The sequence below is a fragment of the Streptomyces sp. NPDC048185 genome, from assembly GCF_043202495.1.
GTDB lineage: Bacteria > Actinomycetota > Actinomycetes > Streptomycetales > Streptomycetaceae > Streptomyces.
Genome location: NZ_JBIDAN010000008.1, coordinates 374,011 through 394,332 on the forward strand (window position 1 = coordinate 374,011; position 20,322 = coordinate 394,332).

The following is a 20,322-nucleotide window of genomic DNA, read 5'->3' on the forward strand; positions in this document are numbered from 1 at the left end:
GGACACAGCGTCCGTCACCCGCGCCCCGGCCCCCACGTCCCGCGCACAAGCCAACCGGACGCCGATCCACGCCCGCCGGACGATGCCGGACGGCGCACGGCGCCCCCGACCGCAATCCGACCACCGTCAGCCGCCGGAGCCGGGAGCGACACCCCGTCGCGCCCGGCACCCCACGTCCTGGTCCAGGGAGACAAGCTCATGAAGCGTTCCGAGGCCGCCGTCGCACACCCGGCGGACGCTCCGATCGCCGTCGTCGGAATCTCCTGCCGCCTCCCCGGAGCACCCGGCCCCACCGCCTTCCGGGACCTGCTGCGCAACGGCGCCGACGCCATCACGGACGTGCCCCGGGAGCGCTGGAACGCGGACGAGCTGTACGACGAGGACACCGACCGGCCGGGCACCGTCGACACCCGACGCGGTGGCTTCCTGGAACAGAACCACGTCGACCACTTCGACGCGGCCTTCTTCGGCATATCGCCCCGCGAAGCCGCCGCGATGGACCCGCAGCAACGCCTCGTCCTCGAACTGACCTGGGAAGCCCTGGAAGACGCGGGCATCGTCCCCGACCGGCTCCGCAGCACCGACACCGGCGTCTACCTGGGCGTCATCGCCGACGACTACGCCACACTGCAACGCCGGCGCGGCGTCACGGCCATCGACCGGCACAGCTTCACCGGACTGCACCGCAGCCTCATCGCCAACCGCGTCTCCTACCATCTCGGACTGCGGGGCCCCAGCCTGACCCTCGACGCCGGCCAGGCGTCCTCCCTCGTCGCCGTCCACCTGGCCTGCGAAAGCCTGCGCCGCGGCGAGAGCACCGTCGCCGTCGCCGGCGGCGTCAACCTCATCCTCGCCCCAGAGAGCAGCGTCAGCGTCGCCAAGTTCGGTGGCCTGTCCCCCGACGGCGTCACCTACACCTTCGACGCCCGCGCCAACGGCTACGTACGTGGCGAGGGCGGCGGCGCCGTCGTCCTCAAGCCCCTCTCCGCCGCCCTCGCCGACGGCGACCCCGTGTACTGCGTCATCCGCGGCAGCGCGGTCAACAACGACGGCGGCGGCACTCACCTCACCACCCCCCACCAGCCCGCCCAGGAAGACGTACTGCGCCGCGCCTACCAGCAGGCCGGCGTGGACCCCGCGCGCGTCCAGTACGTCGAACTGCACGGCACCGGCACGAAGACCGGCGACCCGATCGAGGCGGCGGCCCTCGGTACCGTCCTGGGCAGCGCACGCCGCAGCACCGGCACACCGCTGCGGGTCGGCTCCGCCAAGACCAACGTCGGCCACCTGGAGGGCGCCGCGGGCATCGTCGGCTTCATCAAGACGGCCCTCGGCCTGAAGCACGGCGAATTCTTCCCGAGCCTCAACTACCGCACCCCGAACCCCGACATTCCGCTGGACGCGCTCAACCTGCACGTCCAGACCGAGGCACAGCCCTGGACGGTCGACCCGGACACGGACGGACCCCGCACCGCGGGCGTCAGCGCCATCGGGGTGGGCGGAACGAACTGCCACGTGGTGCTGGAGGAGGCTCCCGTCGTCGAAGAGGCGCCGGCTGAGGAGTCGTTGCAGGGTGTCTCGCCGGTGGTGGTGCCGTGGGTGGTGTCCGGGAAGTCGGAGATGGCGTTGCGGGCGCAGGCCGGGCGACTGGTGTCGTTCGTGGCGGAGCGTCCCGATGCGTCGCGGGTGGATGTCGGGTTGTCGTTGGTGGCGACGCGGTCGGTGTTCGAGCACCGGGCGGTGGTCCTGGATGGCCTGGACGGTCTGGAGGCGCTGGCCGAGGGGCGTGATGCCTCGGGTGTGGTGCGGGGGAGTGCGGCGGGAGCGGACGGCCGTGCGGTGTTCGTGTTCCCGGGGCAGGGGTCGCAGTGGGCCGGGATGGCCGCTGAGCTGCTGGAGTCGTCCCCGGTGTTCGCGGAGCGGATGGCCGAGTGCGCGGCGGCGCTGGAGCCGTTCGTGGACTGGTCGCTGATCGACATTCTGCGGGATGTGGAGTCTGACGCCTGGTTGGAGCAGGTCGATGTGGTGCAGCCCGTGTTGTGGGCTGTGATGGTGTCGCTGGCCGAGGTGTGGCGGTCGGTGGGTGTGGAGCCGGCCGCGGTGATCGGTCATTCGCAGGGTGAGATCGCTGCCGCGTGTGTGGCGGGCGCGTTGTCGCTCGAGGATGCGGCGAAGGTGGTGGCGCTGCGCAGCAAGGCGATCCGGGCGTTGTCGGGCCGTGGTGGCATGGTGTCGGTCTCGCTGGGTGTTGACGAGGTCAGTGAGCGTCTGTCGGCGTGGGGCGGTCGTCTGTCGGTTGCGGCGGTCAATGGTCCGGCGGTCGTGGTCGTCTCGGGTGACGCGGACGCGTTGGACGAGCTGCTGGCTGCCTGTGAGGCGGAGGGTGTGCGGGCCCGGCGTATCGCGGTGGACTATGCCTCGCACTGCGCGCATGTGGAGCAGATCGAGGACGTTCTCCTCGGGGATCTGGCGGGGATCGTCCCGCAGGCGTCGAGTGTGCCGTTCTATTCGACGGTGACGGCTGGTGTCCTGGACACCGCGTCCCTGGATGCGGGGTACTGGTATCGCAACCTGCGTCAGACGGTCCGTTTCGCGGACACCCTGCGTGTGCTCCTCGATGACGGTTTCCGTCTCTTCGTGGAGTCCAGCGCCCATCCGGTGCTGACGATGGGTGTCGAGCAGACCGCCGAGGCGCACACCAACACTCCTGTCACTGCGGTGGGTTCGCTGCGCCGTGGTGAGGGCGGTCTGGAGCGGTTCCTGACGTCTGCCGCTGAGGCGTTCGTTTCCGGAGCAGCTGTGGACTGGGCCGGGGTGTTCACCGGGAGCGGTGCCCGGCGGATCGACCTGCCCACCTACGCTTTCCAGCGTCGTCGGTACTGGCTGGACGCGGCTGCTGACCATGGGCCCGAGCAGACGACGGCGCCATTGGTCGAGCGGGTGGTCGAGCAGACGAGCGAGCCGGTGGAGGACAGCGCTTCCTCGCTCAGGCGGCGCCTGGCGGGGCTCGACGAGGGCGAGCAGACGGACCAGCTCCTGGAACTGGTCCGTACCCAGGTCGCCACGACACTGGGCTACGAAGGGCCCGACGAGGTAGACCCTGGTCGGACGTTCAAGGAACTGGGTTTCGACTCGCTGGGAGCCGTCGAGTACCGGAACCGTCTGAATGCCTCGACCGGCTTGCGGCTGCAGACCACGGCGCTGTTCGACTACCCCACCCCGACGGTCCTCGCGCGTCACCTGAGGAGCCTCCTCCTCGACACGCAGCGACAGAGCAGCGTCCCGGCGGGGAGCACCGCGGTCCTCGACGAGCCGATCGCGATCGTGGGCATGGGCTGCCGGCTCCCTGGAGGCGTGCAATCGCCCGAGGATCTGTGGCAGTTGATCGTGTCCGACGGCGATGCGATCGGCGAGTTCCCCCGGGACCGAGGTTGGGACCTGTCCGCCCTCTACTCACCGGACCGAGGTCGACCGGGCAGCACCTATGCGCGTGAGGGCGGTTTCCTCTACGACGCGGGTGATTTCGACCCCGAGTTCTTCGGGGTTTCGCCGCGTGAGGCGCTGGCGATGGATCCGCAGCAGCGCTTGCTGCTGGAGACGTCCTGGGAGGCGTTCGAGCGGGCCGGCATCAGTCCTGGCGGTCAGAAGAGCGGAACCGGCGTCTTCGTCGGTGCGATGGCCCAGGACTACGGCCCTCGCATGCACGACGCCACGGACGGACTTCAGGGATACCTCCTCACCGGAAGCAGTGTCAGCGCTGCCTCGGGGCGGATCTCTTACACGTTCGGGTTCGAGGGTCCTGCGGTGACGGTGGACACGGCGTGTTCGTCGTCCCTGGTGGCGCTGCATCTGGCGGTGCAGTCGCTGCGGCAGGGCGAGTGCTCGCTGGCCTTGGCCGGTGGTGTGACGGTGATGGCCAGTCCTGGCATCTTCGTGGAGTTCAGCCGCCAGCAGGGCGTCTCCCCGGACGGCCGGTGCAGGGCGTTCGCATCGGGGGCCGACGGTACCGGTTGGGCCGAGGGCGCCGGGATGCTGCTGCTGGAGCGGCTCTCGGATGCCCGTCGTCACGGGCATCGGGTGCTGGCGGTGGTGCGTGGTTCGGCTGTCAATCAGGACGGTGCGAGCAATGGTCTGACGGCGCCGAACGGTCCGTCGCAGCAGCGGGTCATCACGGCTGCGCTGGCCAATGCCGGGCTGTCCGCACAGCAGGTGGATGCGGTCGAGGCGCACGGGACGGGGACGAAGCTGGGTGACCCGATCGAGGCGCAGGCGCTGCTGGCGACCTATGGCCAGGACCGTCCCGAGGACCGGCCGCTGCATTTGGGCTCGATCAAGTCGAACATCGGTCACACGCAGGCCGCGGCGGGTGTCGCGGGGATCATGAAGATGGTGCTGGCGATGCGGCACGGCATGCTGCCCCGCACCCTGCATGTGGATGAGCCGTCCTCGCATGTGGACTGGGCCTCGGGTGCGGTCGAGCTGCTCACTGAGGCTGCGCCGTGGCCCGAGTCGGGCCGTCCGCGTCGGGCGGGTGTGTCGTCGTTCGGTATCAGCGGCACGAACGCGCATGTGATTCTGGAGCAGGCTCCGGCGGTTGAGGAGGAGCCGGCTGCGGAACCGGTGACGGGTGTCTCGCCTGTGGTGGTTCCGTGGGTGGTGTCGGGTAGGTCCGAGGCTGCGTTGCGGGGTCAGGTGGAGCGGCTGGCTGCGTTTGTGGGTGACGGCTCGGACGTTGGTTCCGTGGATGTGGCGTGGTCGTTGGTGTCGTCGCGGTCGGTGTTCGAGCATCGGGCTGTGGTGCTGTCGGGTGACCGTGCCGGGTTGGCGGCTGTGGCTTCGGGTGAGCCGGTTGCTGGTGTGGTGCGGGGTCAGGTGGTTGCGGGCCGGCTGGCGGTGCTGTTCTCGGGTCAGGGCAGTCAGCGGGTCGGGATGGGCCGGGAGCTGTATGAGGCTTTCCCGGTGTTCGCCGAGGCGTTCGACGAGGTGTGTGCCGGCTTCGACGGGCTGTTGGAGCGGCCGTTGCGTGAGGTGGTCTTCACTGACGGTGAGGCGTTGGATGCGACGGTGTTCACGCAGGCGGCGTTGTTCGCCGTCGAGGTGGCGTTGTTCCGGCTGGTCGGCTCGTGGGGTGTGCGTCCTGATGTGGTGGGCGGGCATTCGATCGGTGAGCTGGCTGTCGCGCATGTGGCGGGTGTGTGGTCGCTGGCGGATGCGTGTGTGCTGGTGGCTGCGCGTGGCCGGCTGATGCAGGCACTGCCTGCGGGTGGCGCGATGCTCGCCGTGGAGGCGGATGAGGCAACGGTCCGGGCTGCGCTGGTGGGCCGGGAGGGTGTGGATGTCGCCGCGGTGAACGGGCCGCAGTCTGTGGTGGTTTCCGGCGACGGCGCCCAGGTCGTGGAGCTGGAAGAGGCGTGGCGGGCTGAGGGGCGGCGGGTGCGTCGTCTGCGGGTGTCGCATGCGTTCCATTCGCCGTTGATGGAGCCGATGCTGGACGAGTTCCGGCAGATCGCCCAGTCCCTGGCCTATGGCGAGCCGCGTATTTCCGTGCTGTCCAATGTGACGGGCGGGATCGCGACTGCGGACCTGATCTGTGACCCGGAGTACTGGGTGCGTCATGTGCGTGAGGCGGTCCGTTTCGCCGACGGGGTGCAGCACCTGTCGGGCATGGGTGTGACCTCGTGCCTGGAGCTCGGCCCGGACGGTGTGCTGTCGGGGATGGGCGCGGACACCGTCCCGGACGTGGTGTTCGCTCCGGTTCTGCGCAAGGACCGTGGTGAGGCCGGTGCGCTGGTGGAGGCGCTGGCCCAGGTGTTCGTCCGAGGCCACGACGTGGACTGGGCTGCCTTCCTTGCCCCGGCCCGTCCCGCCCTGGTGGAGCTGCCCACCTACGCCTTCCAACGGGAGCGTTACTGGGTCCAGCCCGTCAGGCCCCAGTTGAGCGACTCGCTTGATCCCGCGTCCCGGCGCTATCGGGTTGCGTGGTCGCCGGTGGCGGTGGGTTCTGGTGTGTTGTCGGGGGCGTGGCTGGTGGTGGTGCCGGCTGGGCTTGCTGGTGATGCGTGGGTGGGTGAGTGTGTTTCGGGTCTTGCGCGGTCTGGTGCGCGGCCTGTGGTGCTGGAGTTGGCTGGTGATGAGTCGGCTCGTGAGGTGGTGGCCGGTCGTCTGCGGTCGGTGTTGGCGGGTGAGCCGGCTGGGTTTGCTGGTGTGGTGTCGTTGCTGGGGTTGGCGTCGGGCCGGGACGGGGTGTTCGGTTCGGTTCCGGTGTCGGTGGCGTTGACGCTGGGTCTGGTGCAGGCGCTGGGTGATGTGGGTGTCGAGGCCCGGTTGTGGTGTGTGACCCGGGGTGCCGTGGCGGTGTCGGGGTCGGAGCGTGTGAGGGATCTGGATCAGTCGCAGTTGTGGGGCCTGGGTCGTGTCGCGGCCACTGAGGGCACGGAACGCTGGGGCGGTCTGGTCGATCTTCCTGAGGTGGTGGATGCCCGGTTGGTGGGGCGTCTGGCGGGGGTGTTTGCTTCGGGTGAGGGTGAGGTGGCTGTTCGTGCTGCGGGGGTGTTCGGGCGGCATGTGATCCGTGCTGGTTCCGGGTCTGGTGTTGCTGGTGGTTCTTGGCGGGTGTCGGGGACGGTGCTGGTGACGGGTGGCACGGGTGGCCTGGGTCGTCATGTGGCGCGGTGGCTGGTGGGTGCTGGTGCGGAGCATGTGGTGCTGGCGTCGCGCCGGGGTGCGGGTGCTGCTGGTGTGGAGGAGTTGCGGGGGGAGTTCGCTGCTGCTGGTGTGGGGTTGTCGGTGGTGGCGTGTGATGTGGGGGAGCGGTCGGCGGTCGAGGCGTTGTTGGCGGGTGTGCCGGCGGAGTTGCCGTTGTCGGCGGTGGTGCATGCGGCGGGTGTGCTGGATGACGGTGTGCTGGATGGTTTGTCGGTGGGCCGGTTCGAGTCGGTGTTGCGGGCGAAGGCTGAGGGTGCGCGGCATCTGGATGAGTTGACGCGGGATCTGGGGTTGTCGGCGTTCGTGTTGTTCTCGTCGTTCTCGGCGACGGTGGGTGGTGCGGGGCAGGCGAATTATGCGGCGGCCAATGCGTATTTGGATGCGTTGGCGGAGGCTCGGCGTGCTGAGGGTCTGCCGGCGACGTCGATCGCGTGGGGCCCCTGGGCCGACGACGGCATGGCGCGTGCCGTAGCGGACCGTTGGGAACGACATGGCCTGCCCGCGATGGCCCCCGACTCGGCGATTGCCGAGTTCGCGGCGGTCGTCAACGACCCGATGGCGGCCTCGCTGATCGTCGCAGACGTTGACTGGGACACCTTCGCCCAGGTCAGGGCGACCGCGCACACGTCGCGGATGCTCAAGGAACTGACGCGGGGGACCGTCGCCCACACCTCGGCGGACCACTCCGCTCAAGGCGACGGGACGTTGCGGCAGCGGCTCGCTGGAATGGGAGCCGCGGAACAGGAGCGCGCGGTTGTCGAGTTCGTGCGCTCGCACGTCGCCGCCGTGCTCGGGCACCGCCGAGCGGATACGGTCGACGTCGACCGAGCCTTCAAGGAACTGGGATTCGACTCCCTGGCAGCCGTCACCCTGCGCAACCGCCTCAATGCGGCCGCAGATCTGAAGCTGTCGACCACCCTTCTGTTCGACCACCCCACGGTGCGGGCGTTGGCAGGGATGTTGCGCAAGGAAGCGCTGGGGCTGAGCGACGACGAGGGACCGGTTCCCGTCACGGCGGTGATGACCGACGACGAGCCCGTCGCCATCGTCGCGATGAGCTGCCGTTTCCCGGGCGGGGTGCATACTCCGGAGGGCCTGTGGGATCTGCTGCTCGACGGACGCGACGTACTGACCGATTTCCCCGACGGACGAGGCTGGGAGCTCGACGGCCTCTTCGACTCGGACCCGGACGAGACGGGCAAGAGCTATGTCAGCAGGGGCACCTTCCTTGACGACGCCGGCGCCTTCGACCCTAAGTTCTTCGGGATATCGCCTCGCGAGGCGACGACGATGGACCCCCAGCAGCGCCTGCTGCTGACAACGTCCTGGGAAGCCTTCGAACGGGCCGGGATCGACGCCACACTCCTGCACGGCAGCCAGACCGGCGTCTTCATCGGCAGCAACGGACAGGACTACGCCCGCAATCTGCGCGACGCATCCCCGGAAAACGTCGAAGGTCACCTGGTGACCGGCAGTGCCGCCAGCGTCGTCTCCGGACGCATCTCCTACACGTTCGGTCTCGAGGGCCCTGCGGTGACGGTGGACACGGCGTGTTCGTCGTCGCTGGTGGCGCTGCACCTGGCGGCCCAGTCGCTGCGGCAGGGCGAATGCACGCTGGCACTGGCGGGCGGCGTCACCGTGATGTCCACTCCTGAACTCTTCGTCGAGTTCAGTCGCCAGCGGGGTCTTGCTCCCGACGGTCGGTGCAAGGCGTTCGCGGCGGGTGCGGACGGCACCGGCTGGGGCGAGGGCGTGGGCATGCTCCTGTTGGAGCGGCTCTCGGACGCCCGCCGCAACGGGCACCAGGTGCTGGCTGTGGTGCGTGGTTCGGCTGTCAACCAGGACGGTGCGAGCAATGGCCTGACGGCGCCGAACGGTCCGTCGCAGCAGCGGGTGATCCGCGCCGCACTGGCGAACGCCCGCGTGCCGGCCGCCGAGGTCGACGCGGTGGAGGCGCACGGTACAGGGACCAAGCTGGGCGATCCGATCGAGGCGCAGGCGCTGCTGGCGACCTACGGCCAGGACCGGCCGGACGACCGGCCGCTGTGGCTGGGCTCGATCAAGTCGAACATCGGGCACACCCAGGCCGCGGCCGGTGTCGCCGGTGTGATGAAGATGGTGCTGGCGATGCGCCACGGGCTGCTGCCGCAGACCCTGCACGTAGACGAGCCCTCGCCGCACGTGGACTGGACGGCAGGAGCCGTCGGACTGCTCACCGCGACCACGCCGTGGCCCGAGACCGAGCGGCCGCGTCGGGCGGGTGTGTCGGCGTTCGGTGTCAGTGGGACCAACGCACACGTGATCCTGGAACAGGGACCGGACTCCACCACGGACGAGGAGCCGCTCGCGGACGTCGAGCCGCCGGTGGTGGTGCCGTGGGTGGTGTCGGCGAAGTCGGACGCGGCGCTGCGGGCGCAAGCGGAGCGACTGGCCGAGCATGCGCGTGGTCAGGCGGAGTTCTCGCCGGTGGACGTCGGATTGTCGTTGGTGACGACGCGGTCGGTGTTCGAGCACCGGGCCGTGGTCCTGGACGGACTGGCCGGTCTTGAAGCACTGGCCGCCGGCCGGGAGACCCCGGGTGTGGTGCGGGGCAGCGCTACCGGAGCGGACGGCCGTGCGGTGTTCGTGTTCCCGGGACAGGGCTCGCAGTGGGCCGGTATGGCGGCCGAGCTGCTGCAGTCGTCTCCGGTCTTCGCGGAGCGGATGGCCGAGTGCGCGATGGCCCTCGACCCGTACGTCGAGTGGTCGTTGATCGACATTCTGCGGGATGCGGACGCGGACGCCTGGCTGGAGCAGGTCGACGTCGTGCAGCCGGTGTTGTGGGCTGTGATGGTCTCCCTGGCCGAGGTGTGGCGCTCGCACGGTGTGGAGCCGGCCGCGGTGATCGGTCACTCGCAGGGCGAGATCGCTGCCGCGTGTGTGGCTGGGGCCTTGTCGGTGCAGGATGCGGCGAAGGTGGTGGCGCTGCGCAGCAAGGCGATCCGGGCGTTGTCCGGCCGTGGTGGCATGGTGTCGGTCTCGCTGAGCGCTGATGAGGTGGAGAAGCGGCTCGCTGAATGGGGCGGTCGTCTGTCGGTCGCGGCGGTCAACGGTCCCGCGGTCGTGGTCGTCTCCGGTGACGCCGATGCGTTGGACGAGCTGTTGGCTGCCTGTGAGGCGGGGGGTGTGCGGGCCCGGCGTATCGCCGTGGACTACGCCTCGCACTGCGCGCATGTGGAGCAGATCGAGGACGTTCTCCTCCGGGATCTTGCGGGGATCGTCCCGCAGGCGTCGAGTGTGCCGTTCTATTCCACAGTGACGGGCGGTGTCCTGGACACCGCGTCCCTGGATGCGGGGTACTGGTATCGCAACCTGCGGCAGACGGTCCGTTTCGCGGACACGGTTCGCGCGCTCCTCGACGACGGTTTCCGTCTGTTCGTGGAGTCCAGCGCCCACCCGGTGCTGACGATGGGCGTCGAGCAGACCGCCGAGACGCACACCAACAGCCCTGTCACTGCGGTGGGTTCGCTGCGCCGTAACGAGGGCGGCATGGAGCGGTTCCTGACCTCCGCCGCCGAGGCCTTCGTCGGCGGTGCGACGGTCGACTGGGCGACCCTGTTCAGGGGAACCGGTGCCCGAAAGGTCGAGCTTCCCACCTATGCCTTCCAGGAGCAGCACTTCTGGATCGAACCGGCCGCCGACCGTCAGGGCGACGTCGCGTCGGCCGGCCTCACGTCCGCCGATCACCCCCTGCTGGGCGCGGCCGTGACGCTGCCCGCATCGGACGGGGTGCTCCTGACCGGCCGCTGGTCGCTGCGTACGCACCCCTGGCTTGCCGGCCATTCGGTGCTGGGCACGCCGCTGCTGCCGGCGTCCGTCTTCGTGGAGCTGGCGCTGCGTGCCGGGGACGCCGTCGGCTGTGACCGGGTGGAGGAGCTGACACTGGAGGCGCCGTTGGCGCTGCCGGAACGGGGTGCCGTCCAGGTACAGGTGATCGTCGGTGGACCGGACGGGCACAGCGCGCGTTCCGTGGAGGTGTACGCCCGTCCCGAGGACTCCGGAGAGGGGCCCTGGACCCGGCATGCCTCCGCTGTTCTCCACGCCCTGGCCGAGGGCCGGGCGACGGACGGCGAGCTGAGCGTGTGGCCGCCCACCGACGCCGAGAGGGTCGACCTGACCGGATTCCACGACCGGTTGGCGGCCACGGGAGTGTCCTACGGCTCGGTGTTCCGCGGACTCGAGGCGGCCTGGCGGCGTGGCGACGAGGTGTTCGCCGAGGTGACGCTGCCGACGGCGGAACGAGCGGACGTGGCCCGCTACGGGCTGCATCCCGTGCTGCTGGACACGGCGCTGCAAGCGGGCCTGGGTTCAGCCGCCCTGGACGGTGACGCTGCCGGGGACACACGGCTGCCGTTCGTCTGGCGCGGCGTGTCACTGTTCGCCACCGGCGCCTCGACGCTACGAGTGCGGCTCACACCGGCCGGGGCCGACGGGTGGTCCGTGCTGGTCGCCGACGCGGTGGGCGCACCGGTGGCCACCGTGGACGCCCTGGTGACGCGGCCCGTGTCGCCGGAGCAGCTGTCGGCCGTGACCGAGCTCGCCCTCCGCAGTGCGGCCGACGGGCCGGGCCGGAACAGCACGGGCCGGCGCGCGTCGGCCCAGGCCACCGCGGACGCGGACGAGTCGGCCCTGCGCCGAAGCCTGCTGCGCGCGGGTGAGACCGAACGGCGCCGGATCTTGCTGCGCCTGGTGCAGGACCAGGCCGCCGGTGTTCTGGGGCACGCCACACCGGACGGGATCGAGCCCGAGCTCTCCTTCAAGGAGCACGGCTTCGACTCCCTCACCGCGGTCCAACTGCGCAACCGGCTCAATACCGCCACCGGACGCCGACTGCCGGCCACCCTCATCTTCGACCACCCGACGCCCGTAGCCCTCGTGGACCACCTGTACGGCGAACTCCTCGGCCGTCAGGACGACGCCCCCGCGGCCACGACGCCCGTCGTCCGCAGCGCGTCGGACCAGGAGCCCATCGCGATCGTCGCCATGAGCTGCCGCCTGCCGGGCGGGGTCCGGTCACCCGAAGAACTGTGGGACCTGCTGACCGAGGGCCGCGACGCGATCTCCGCGTTCCCCGATGACCGTGGCTGGGACGTGGACGGGCTGTACGATCCCGACCCCGAAGCCCCCGGGAAGACGTACACGCGCCACGGCGGCTTCGTAGCCGACGCGTCGGGATTCGATCCGGCGTTCTTCGGGATCTCACCGCGTGAAGCGACCGCGATGGACCCGCAGCAGCGGCTGCTCCTGGAGACCGGCTGGGAGGCGTTCGAACGGGCGGGCATCGACCCGGCGTCCTTGAAGGGCAGTGAGACCGGCGTCTTCGTGGGTGCGGGCACCCACGGGTACGGAACCGGCGACCACGTCTCCTCGAACGGCGTCGAGGGCTACCTGGTCACCGGCAACGCCCTCAGCGTCACCTCCGGACGACTGGCCTACGCCTTCGGGTTCGAAGGCCCTGCGGTGGCCGTCGACACCGCCTGTTCGTCCTCGCTGGTGGCCCTGCACATGGCCGTGCAGTCCCTGCGTCGAGGAGAATGCCCCTTGGCCCTGGCCGGCGGCTCCGCGATCATGTCCACGCCGTGGACCTTCGTCGGCTTCAGCCGGCAGCGGGGTCTGGCTGCCGACGGCCGCTGCAAGCCGTTCTCCGCCGCCGCCGACGGTTTCGGGCCGGCGGAGGGCGTGGGTGTGCTCCTGCTGGAGCGGCTCTCGGACGCCCGGCGCAACGGGCATCAGGTACTGGCCGTCATTCGCGGTTCGGCCATCAACCAGGACGGTGCGAGCAACGGTCTGACGGCGCCGAACGGTCCGTCGCAGCAGCGGGTGATCCGCGCCGCGCTGGCGGACGCCCGGGTGCCGGCCGCCGAGGTCGACGTCGTGGAGGCGCACGGTACGGGGACGAAGCTGGGTGACCCGATCGAGGCGCAGGCGCTGCTGGCGACCTACGGCCAGGACCGGCCGGACGATCGGCCGCTGTGGCTGGGCTCGATCAAGTCGAACATCGGGCACACCCAGGCCGCGGCCGGTGTCGCCGGCGTCATCAAGATGGTGCTGGCCATGCAGCACGGAAAGCTGCCGCGCACACTCCACCTGGACGAGCCCACTCCGCACGTCGACTGGTCCTCCGGTGCCGTCCAGCTGCTCACCGAGGACGTCTCGTGGCCGGAGACGGGGCGGCCGCGGCGAGCCGGTGTCTCTTCCTTCGGCATGAGCGGAACGAACGCCCACACCGTGCTCGAAGAGGCACCCGCGTCACCGGCCCCGACGGAGCAACCGGCCTCGGACGCCGAGCCGCCGGCGGTGGTGCCGTGGGTGGTGTCCGGCCGTTCGGAGAGTGCGCTGGAGTCGCAGGCGGAACGGCTGGCCGCGTTCGTGCGCGACCGGGCGGAGTTGTCGCCGGCGGATGTCGGAGTGTCGTTGGCGACGACCCGGTCGGTGTTCGAGCACCGTGCCGTGGTCCTGGCGGGCGATCGGGATCAACTCCTCCACGGACTGCACGCGTTGGCTGACGACCGCGTGCTGCCAGGCGTGGTGCGGGGTGTCGCGGGCTCCCGCGGACAGGCGGTGTTCGTCTTCCCGGGGCAGGGTTCGCAGTGGGCGGGTATGGCCGCTGAACTGCTCTCCATGTCACCGGTGTTCGCGGAGCGGATGGCCGAGTGCGCGGCGGCGCTGGAGCCGTTCGTGGACTGGTCGCTGATCGACATCGTTCGTGACGCGGGCGTGGACGCCGCCTGGATGGAGCAGGTCGACGTCGTGCAGCCCGTGTTGTGGGCTGTGATGGTCTCCCTGGCCGAGGTGTGGCGCTCGCACGGTGTGGAGCCGGCCGCGGTGATCGGTCACTCGCAGGGCGAGATCGCCGCCGCGTGTGTGGCGGGCGCGCTGTCGCTCGAGGACGCGGCGAAGGTGGTGGCGCTGCGCAGCAAGGCCATCCGGGCCTTGTCGGGGCGGGGCGGCATGGTGTCGGTCTCGCTGAGCGCTGATGAGGTGGAGAAGCGGCTCGCTGACTGGGACGGGCGTCTGTCGGTTGCGGCGGTCAACGGTCCGGCGGTCGTGGTCGTCTCCGGTGACGCGGACGCGTTGGACGAGCTGCTGGCCGCCTGTGAGGCGGAGGGTGTGCGGGCCCGGCGTATCGCCGTGGACTATGCCTCGCACTGTGCGCATGTGGAGCAGATCGAGGACGTCCTTCTTCGGGACCTCGCCGGCATCGCGCCGCAAGCCTCGAGTGTGCCGTTCTATTCCACAGTGACGGGTGGTGTCCTGGACACCAGTGGCCTGGACGCGGGTTACTGGTACCGCAACCTGCGGCAGACTGTCCGTTTCGCGGACACGGTTCGCGCGCTCCTCGACGACGGTTTCCGTCTCTTCGTCGAGTCCAGTGCCCACCCGGTGCTGACGATGGGCGTCGAGCAGACCGCCGAGACGCACACCAACAGTCCTGTCACTGCCGTGGGTTCACTGCGCCGTAACGAGGGCGGTCTGGAGCGGTTCCTGACCTCCGCCGCCGAGGCGTTCGTCGGTGGTGCGGCGGTCGACTGGGCTGGGGTGTTCACCGGAACGGGTGCCCGGCGGATCGATCTGCCGACGTATGCGTTCCAGCGGCAGCGTTTCTGGCTGGAGTCGGAGGCGGTGTCGGCCGGTGTGGGTGATGTGGGTTCGGTGGGGTTGGAGTCTGCTGGTCATCCGTTGTTGGGTGCGGCGGTGTCGTTGCCTGCGTCGGGTGGGGTGTTGTTGACGGGTCGGTTGTCGTTGCGTTCGCAGGGGTGGCTGGCTGATCATGCGGTGGCCGGGGTGGCGTTGTTGCCGGGTACGGCGTTCGTGGAGCTGGCGTTGCGTGCTGGTGACGCGGTCGGTTGTGACCGGGTGGAGGAGCTGACGCTGGAGGCGCCGTTGGTGCTTCCGCAGGACGGCGCCGTCTCCGTGCAGGTGATGCTGGAAGGACCGGGGGACGGTGAACGACGTGAGTTCGGCGTCTACTCCCGCCCTGACGGCACGCCCGACGCGGCGTGGACGCGGCACGCCTCGGGTGTCGTCACCACCGGTGCCGAAGCCGACCGGTCCGCCGACGCGGAGCTGCGGGTATGGCCGCCGGCGGGTGCCGAGGCGGTCGATCTCACCGGGTTCTACGAGCGACTGGCGGGCACGGGACTGGCGTACGGGCCGGCGTTCCGCGGACTGACCGCTGTCTGGCGGCGCGGCGACGAGGTCTTCGCCGAGGTGGCACTGCCCGAGGAGGCAGCTGCCGAGGCGAGCCGGTACGGGCTGCACCCCGCGCTGCTGGACTCGGCGCTGCACGCATGGCTGACGGACGCGGAACGGGACTCCGGGACCATCCGGTTGCCGTTCGTGTGGCGTGGGGTGTCGTTGTACGCGACGGGTGCCACGGCGTTGCGGGTACGGCTCGCGCCGGCCGGAGCCGACGGTATGGCGGTACTGGTCACCGATACGGGGGGCGCGGCGGTCGCTTCCGCGGACGCGCTGGTGACTCGCGAGATCACCGGCGAGCAGGTCGCGGCGGCGGCACCGGGTGGAACGAACGACAGCCTCTACCGGGTGGACTGGACCGCCGTTCCCGGTGCGGCCGATGCGGGTCCGGCGGCCGCGGCCGGCCGGTGTGCCGTCGTCGGGCCGGACGGCCACGACGTACGGGGAGCGCTCAGGACGGCGGGCCGGACTCCCGAGGAGTACGCCGACCTGACGGCGCTGGCCCAGCAGTGGGTGTCCGCCCCGGCCACCTCCGACCTGGTCTTCGTGAGCCTCGCGTCGGACACCGACGCCGATGTCGTGACCGCCACTCGGGACGTCACGCACCGGACGCTGGAACTGGTGCGGACCTGGCTCGCGCTGGACGGGTTCGACGGGGCGCGGCTGGTGCTGGTGACCCGGGGAGCACTGGCCGTGGACGCCGGCGAGACACCGGCCGACCTGCCGGCGGCAGCGGCCTGGGGGCTGGTGCGGTCCGCCCAGGCCGAACACCCGGACCGCTTCGTGCTGCTGGACGTCGACGACGCCGAGCAGACCTTCGCCGCCCTGCACGAGGCTGTGCTCAGCGGGGAACCCCAGCTGGCCGTGCGCGAAGGACGGGCGCGGGTGCCGCGGCTGGCCGGCGGGGCCGCCGACGGGGTGCTGACGCCGGAGGACGGCGTACGGGCCTGGCGGCTGACGGCCTCCGAGGACGGGACGCTGGAGGGCCTGCGGCTGAGGCCGGCACCGGACGCGACCCGGGAACTCGGCGAGCACGAGGTACGCATCGCCGTCCGGGCCGCCGGACTGAACTTCCGGGACGTCCTCCTCGCCCTGGGGATGTATCCCGACCCGGCCCTCATGGGCGGCGAGGGAGCGGGGGTGGTCGTGGCCACCGGGCCCGGAGTCTCGTCCTTCGCCGTGGGCGACCGGGTGCTCGGCATCTGGTCCGGCGGCTTCGGCCCGCTGGTCGTGGCGGACCAGCGGATGCTGGCCCGGGTGCCCGACGGCTGGTCGTTCACCGAGGCCGCGTCGGTCCCCGTGGTCTACGTGACCGCGCTGTACGCCCTGCGGGAACTCGCCGGCGTACGCTCCGGCGAGTCGTTGCTGGTGCACTCCGCCGCCGGCGGGGTCGGCATGGCGGCGGTACAGCTCGCACGGGCCTGGGACGTCGAGGTGTTCGCCACCGCCGGCCCGGCCAAGTGGGAGACGGTGCGGGCGCTCGGCGTGGACGACGCGCACCTGGCGTCCTCGCGCACGCTGGAGTTCGCGCGGCGCTTCGGCGGCACGGCGGGCACGGGCGGGGTGGACGTCGTCCTCAACTCCCTGGCCGGCGAGTTCGTCGACGCCTCACTCGGACTGCTGCGCGACGGCGGCCGTTTCATCGAGATGGGCAAGACGGACGTACGCGACGCCGACGCCGTCGCGGCCGCCCGCCCGGGGATCACCTACCGGGCGTTCGACCTGGGAGAGGCCGGCCCCGAGCGGATCGGGACGATGCTGGCGGAGGTCATGGACCTCTTCGCCCGGGGGCGCCTGCGGCTGCTGCCCACCCGTGTGTGGGACGTCCGCCGGGCGCCGGAGGCCTTCCGGTTCATGAGCCAGGCGCGCCACGTCGGCAAGCTGGTGCTCAGCGTGCCCGCCGCCGCGCCGGATCCCGCCGGCACCGTGCTGATCACCGGCGCCGGCGGCACCCTCGGCCGCCTCGTCGCCCGGCATCTGGTGGAACAGCACGGCATCCGCAGCCTGCTGCTGGTCAGCCGCCGTGGAGCCGCCGCCGACGGCATGCCGGAGCTCCGGCAGGAACTGGCCGCACTGGGCGCCTCGGTACGGATCGCCGCCTGCGACGTCGCCGACCGCGACGCACTGTCGGCGCTGCTCTCCGACCTGCCGGACGGGCACGGTCTGACGGGCGTGGTGCACGCGGCGGGCATCCTGGACGACGGGACCGTGGCTTCCCTGACCCCCGAGCGCGTCGACGCCGTCCTGCGGGTCAAGGCGGAGGCGGCCTGGCACCTGCACGAATTGACGCGCCGGTTCGACCTGACCCTCTTCGCGCTGTTCTCCTCGACCGCGGGAGTCTTCGGCTCCGCGGGCCAGGCGAACTACGCGGCCTCCAACACCTGGCTGGACGCCCTCGCACAGCACCGTCGGGCCAAGGGCCTGCCGGCGCTGTCCCTGGCCTGGGGCCTGTGGGCCGAACGCACCGGCATGACCGGCCACCTGAACCAGGCGGATCTGTCCCGCATGACCCGCGGCGGCCTGGTGCCCTTCTCCTCGCAGGAGGGCCTGGCACTCCTCGACGCGGCGGACGGCCTGGCGGAGGCCGTGGTCGTGCCCGCACGCCTGGACACCAGGGCGCTGACCGACCGGGCCGCGCAGGGTGCCGCCCCGCTGCCGGCCGTGCTGCGCGGACTGGTGCGCCGCCCGGCTCCGGCCCGGCGCGCAGTCGCCGGGCAACAGGCCCGCTCCGACGAGCCGTCGCTGGCGCAGCGCCTGGCCGGGCTCGCCCCGGCGGAACGGCGGCGGACGCTGCTCCGCCTGGTCCAGGAGCACGGGGCCACCGTGCTCGGCCACGGCTCGGCCGTGTCCGTCGTGGCCGACCGGGGATTCCTCGAACTCGGCTTCGACTCCCTCACGGCCGTGGAACTGCGCAACCGGCTCAACGCGGCCACCGGCCTTCGCCTGCCGGCGACGCTGATCTTCGACTACCCGACCCCCGAGGCCCTCGCCGGACACCTGGACGAGGAGATCGCACCCGTCGCGGCCCCCGCCGCGGACAGCTCCGTCCTGGCCGCCGAACTCGACCGGCTGGAGGCCGCCCTGCTCGGGGCCGCCGGCCCGGACGCCGCGACACGAGAGCTGGTCGGCGACCGCCTCAGGCACCTGCTGTCCACCGTGTCCGCCTGGGGCGACGGCACGGAAGGCGCCGCGGAACCCGCGCAGCCCCCGGCTCCCGGCGAAGGGTCGCCCGTCGCCGCGGACGTCGTCGCCGAACACCTGGAAAGTGCCGAGGCCGACGAACTGTTCGCCTTCATCGACCAGGAGTTCGGATCGTCGGAGGAGTTCGGATCCGCATGATCACCAGCGTGAACACCTCCGCCGCCGCAGCCGGCACCGTCGCCGCGTCCGCCGCCTCCGCAGCAGCCGCCGTCGTGCCCCTCGCGTCCGTCGCACCCGCCGCGGAGTCGCACCGCCTCGTGAGCCCCTCGGGTTCCGCCCTGTCCTTCTTCCTGAACGCCCAGCGTCCCAAGCTCGTGAGGTCCTGATGTCGGAACAAGAAAAGCTCCTCGGTTATCTCCGGCGGGTCACGGCAGACCTGCATCAGACCCGCAGCCGCCTGCAGGAAGTCGAAGCGGCGGCCCACGAGCCGATCGCGATCGTCGGGATGGGCTGCCGGTTCCCCGGCGGCGTGCGCACCCCCGAGGACCTGTGGCGGCTGGTGTCCGGTGAGGAGGACGCCATCACGCCGTTCCCCACCGACCGCGGCTGGGACCTCGACGCCGTGTACGACCCCGACCCCGACCGGCCCGGCACCACCTACGCCCGCGAGGGCGGCTTCCTCCACGAGGCCGGTGACTTCGACGCCGACTTCTTCGGCATCTCGCCCCGCGAGGCGACCGCGATGGACCCGCAGCAGCGCCTGCTGCTGGAGACCGCTTGGGAGGCGATCGAGCGCGCGGGCATCGACCCGGCCTCGCTCAAGGGAACCCAGGCCGGCGTCTTCGCCGGCGCCGTCGCCCCCGACTACGGCCCCCGCGTCCACGAAGCCCCCGAGGGCGTCGAAGGCCACCTGGTGACCGGCAGCGCCATCAGTGTGGTCTCCGGCCGCGTCGCCTACACCCTCGGCCTGGAGGGCCCCGCCGTCACGGTGGACACGGCCTGCTCCTCCTCCCTCGTCGCCCTGCACCTCGCCGCACAGTCGCTGCGCCGCGGCGAGTGCTCCCTCGCCCTGGCCGGCGGCGTCACCGTCATGGCCACCCCCGGCACCTTCACCGGATTCAGCCGCCAGCGCGGACTCGCCCGAGACGGCCGCTGCAAGCCCTTCGCCGCCGCGGCCGACGGCTTCGGACCCGCCGAGGGCGCCGGCATGCTCCTCCTGGAACGCCTCTCCGACGCCCGCCGCAACGGGCACCCCGTGCTGGCCGTCGTCCGCGGCACGGCCATCAACCAGGACGGCGCCAGCAGCGGACTGTCCGCTCCCAACGGCCCCTCCCAGCAGCGAGTGATCCGGGCCGCCCTGGCCGACGCCGGACTCACGGCCGACCAGGTCGCCGCCGTGGAGGCGCACGGCACCGGCACGAAGCTCGGCGACCCCATCGAGGCCCAGGCGCTGCTGGCGACCTACGGCCGCGAACGTACCGCCGACAAGCCGCTGCTGCTCGGCTCCGTGAAGTCCAACATCGGACACACCCAGGCAGCCGCCGGTGTCGCCGGTGTGATGAAGATGGTGCTGGCGATGCGGCACGGCACCCTGCCCCGCACCCTGCACGTCGACGAGCCTTCCCCGCACGTGGACTGGTCCTCCGGCACGGTGCGGCTGCTGACCGAGGCCACCCCGTGGCCGGAGAACGAGGAGCCCCGCCGGTTCGGTGTGTCCTCCTTCGGCATCAGTGGCACCAACGCCCACGCCATTCTCGAAGAGGCCCCCGCCCCGCAGACCGACGCACCCGCGGAAGCCCCGGAAACCGCCCGGGCACCGATGGCCCTGCCGGCCGTTCCCTGGGTGCTGTCGGCGAAGTCCGCGACGGCCCTGCGCGCCCAGGCGGCAAGCCTCGTGGACCACGTGGGCGCCCACCCCGAGGCGGCCGGCTCCGACACCGGCCTCTCGCTCGCCACCACGCGCACCGCCTTCGACCACCGCGCCGTCGTGCTCGCCCCCGACCCGAGTGCAGCAGTACGGGAACTGCAGGCGTACCTCGACGGCCGCGGCACCGCCGCCCTCGTCGAGGGCACCGTCCGGCGCGGCATCGGCGTCGCCTTCGTCTTCCCCGGACAGGGGTCGCAGTGGGCCGGTATGGCGGCCGAGCTGCTGGAGTCGTCCCCGGTGTTCGCGGAGCGGATGGCCGAGTGCGCGGCGGCGCTGGAGCCGTTCGTGGACTGGTCGTTGACGGACACGCT

General features: G+C 71.3%; 3 protein-coding genes. All 3 read left to right on the forward strand.

The window, feature by feature from the left end; all coding sequences use genetic code 11:
* Positions 1 to 198 precede the first annotated feature (198 nt).
* Entirely contained in the window at positions 199 to 18,282 is an 18,084-nt protein-coding gene (locus ACGF3H_RS24865) for an SDR family NAD(P)-dependent oxidoreductase (protein ID WP_393816532.1), read from the forward strand.
* Positions 18,279 to 18,470, forward strand: a complete 192-nt coding sequence (locus ACGF3H_RS24870; RefSeq protein ID WP_362488459.1) for a hypothetical protein — start codon at positions 18,279 to 18,281, stop codon at positions 18,468 to 18,470. The genes ACGF3H_RS24865 and ACGF3H_RS24870 overlap by 4 nt, the downstream gene beginning before the upstream one ends.
* Positions 18,467 to 20,322, forward strand: a 1,856-nt coding sequence (locus ACGF3H_RS24875; protein WP_393816534.1) for a type I polyketide synthase, incomplete at its 3' end; no start/stop codon positions are given. The genes ACGF3H_RS24870 and ACGF3H_RS24875, both read left to right, overlap by 4 nt.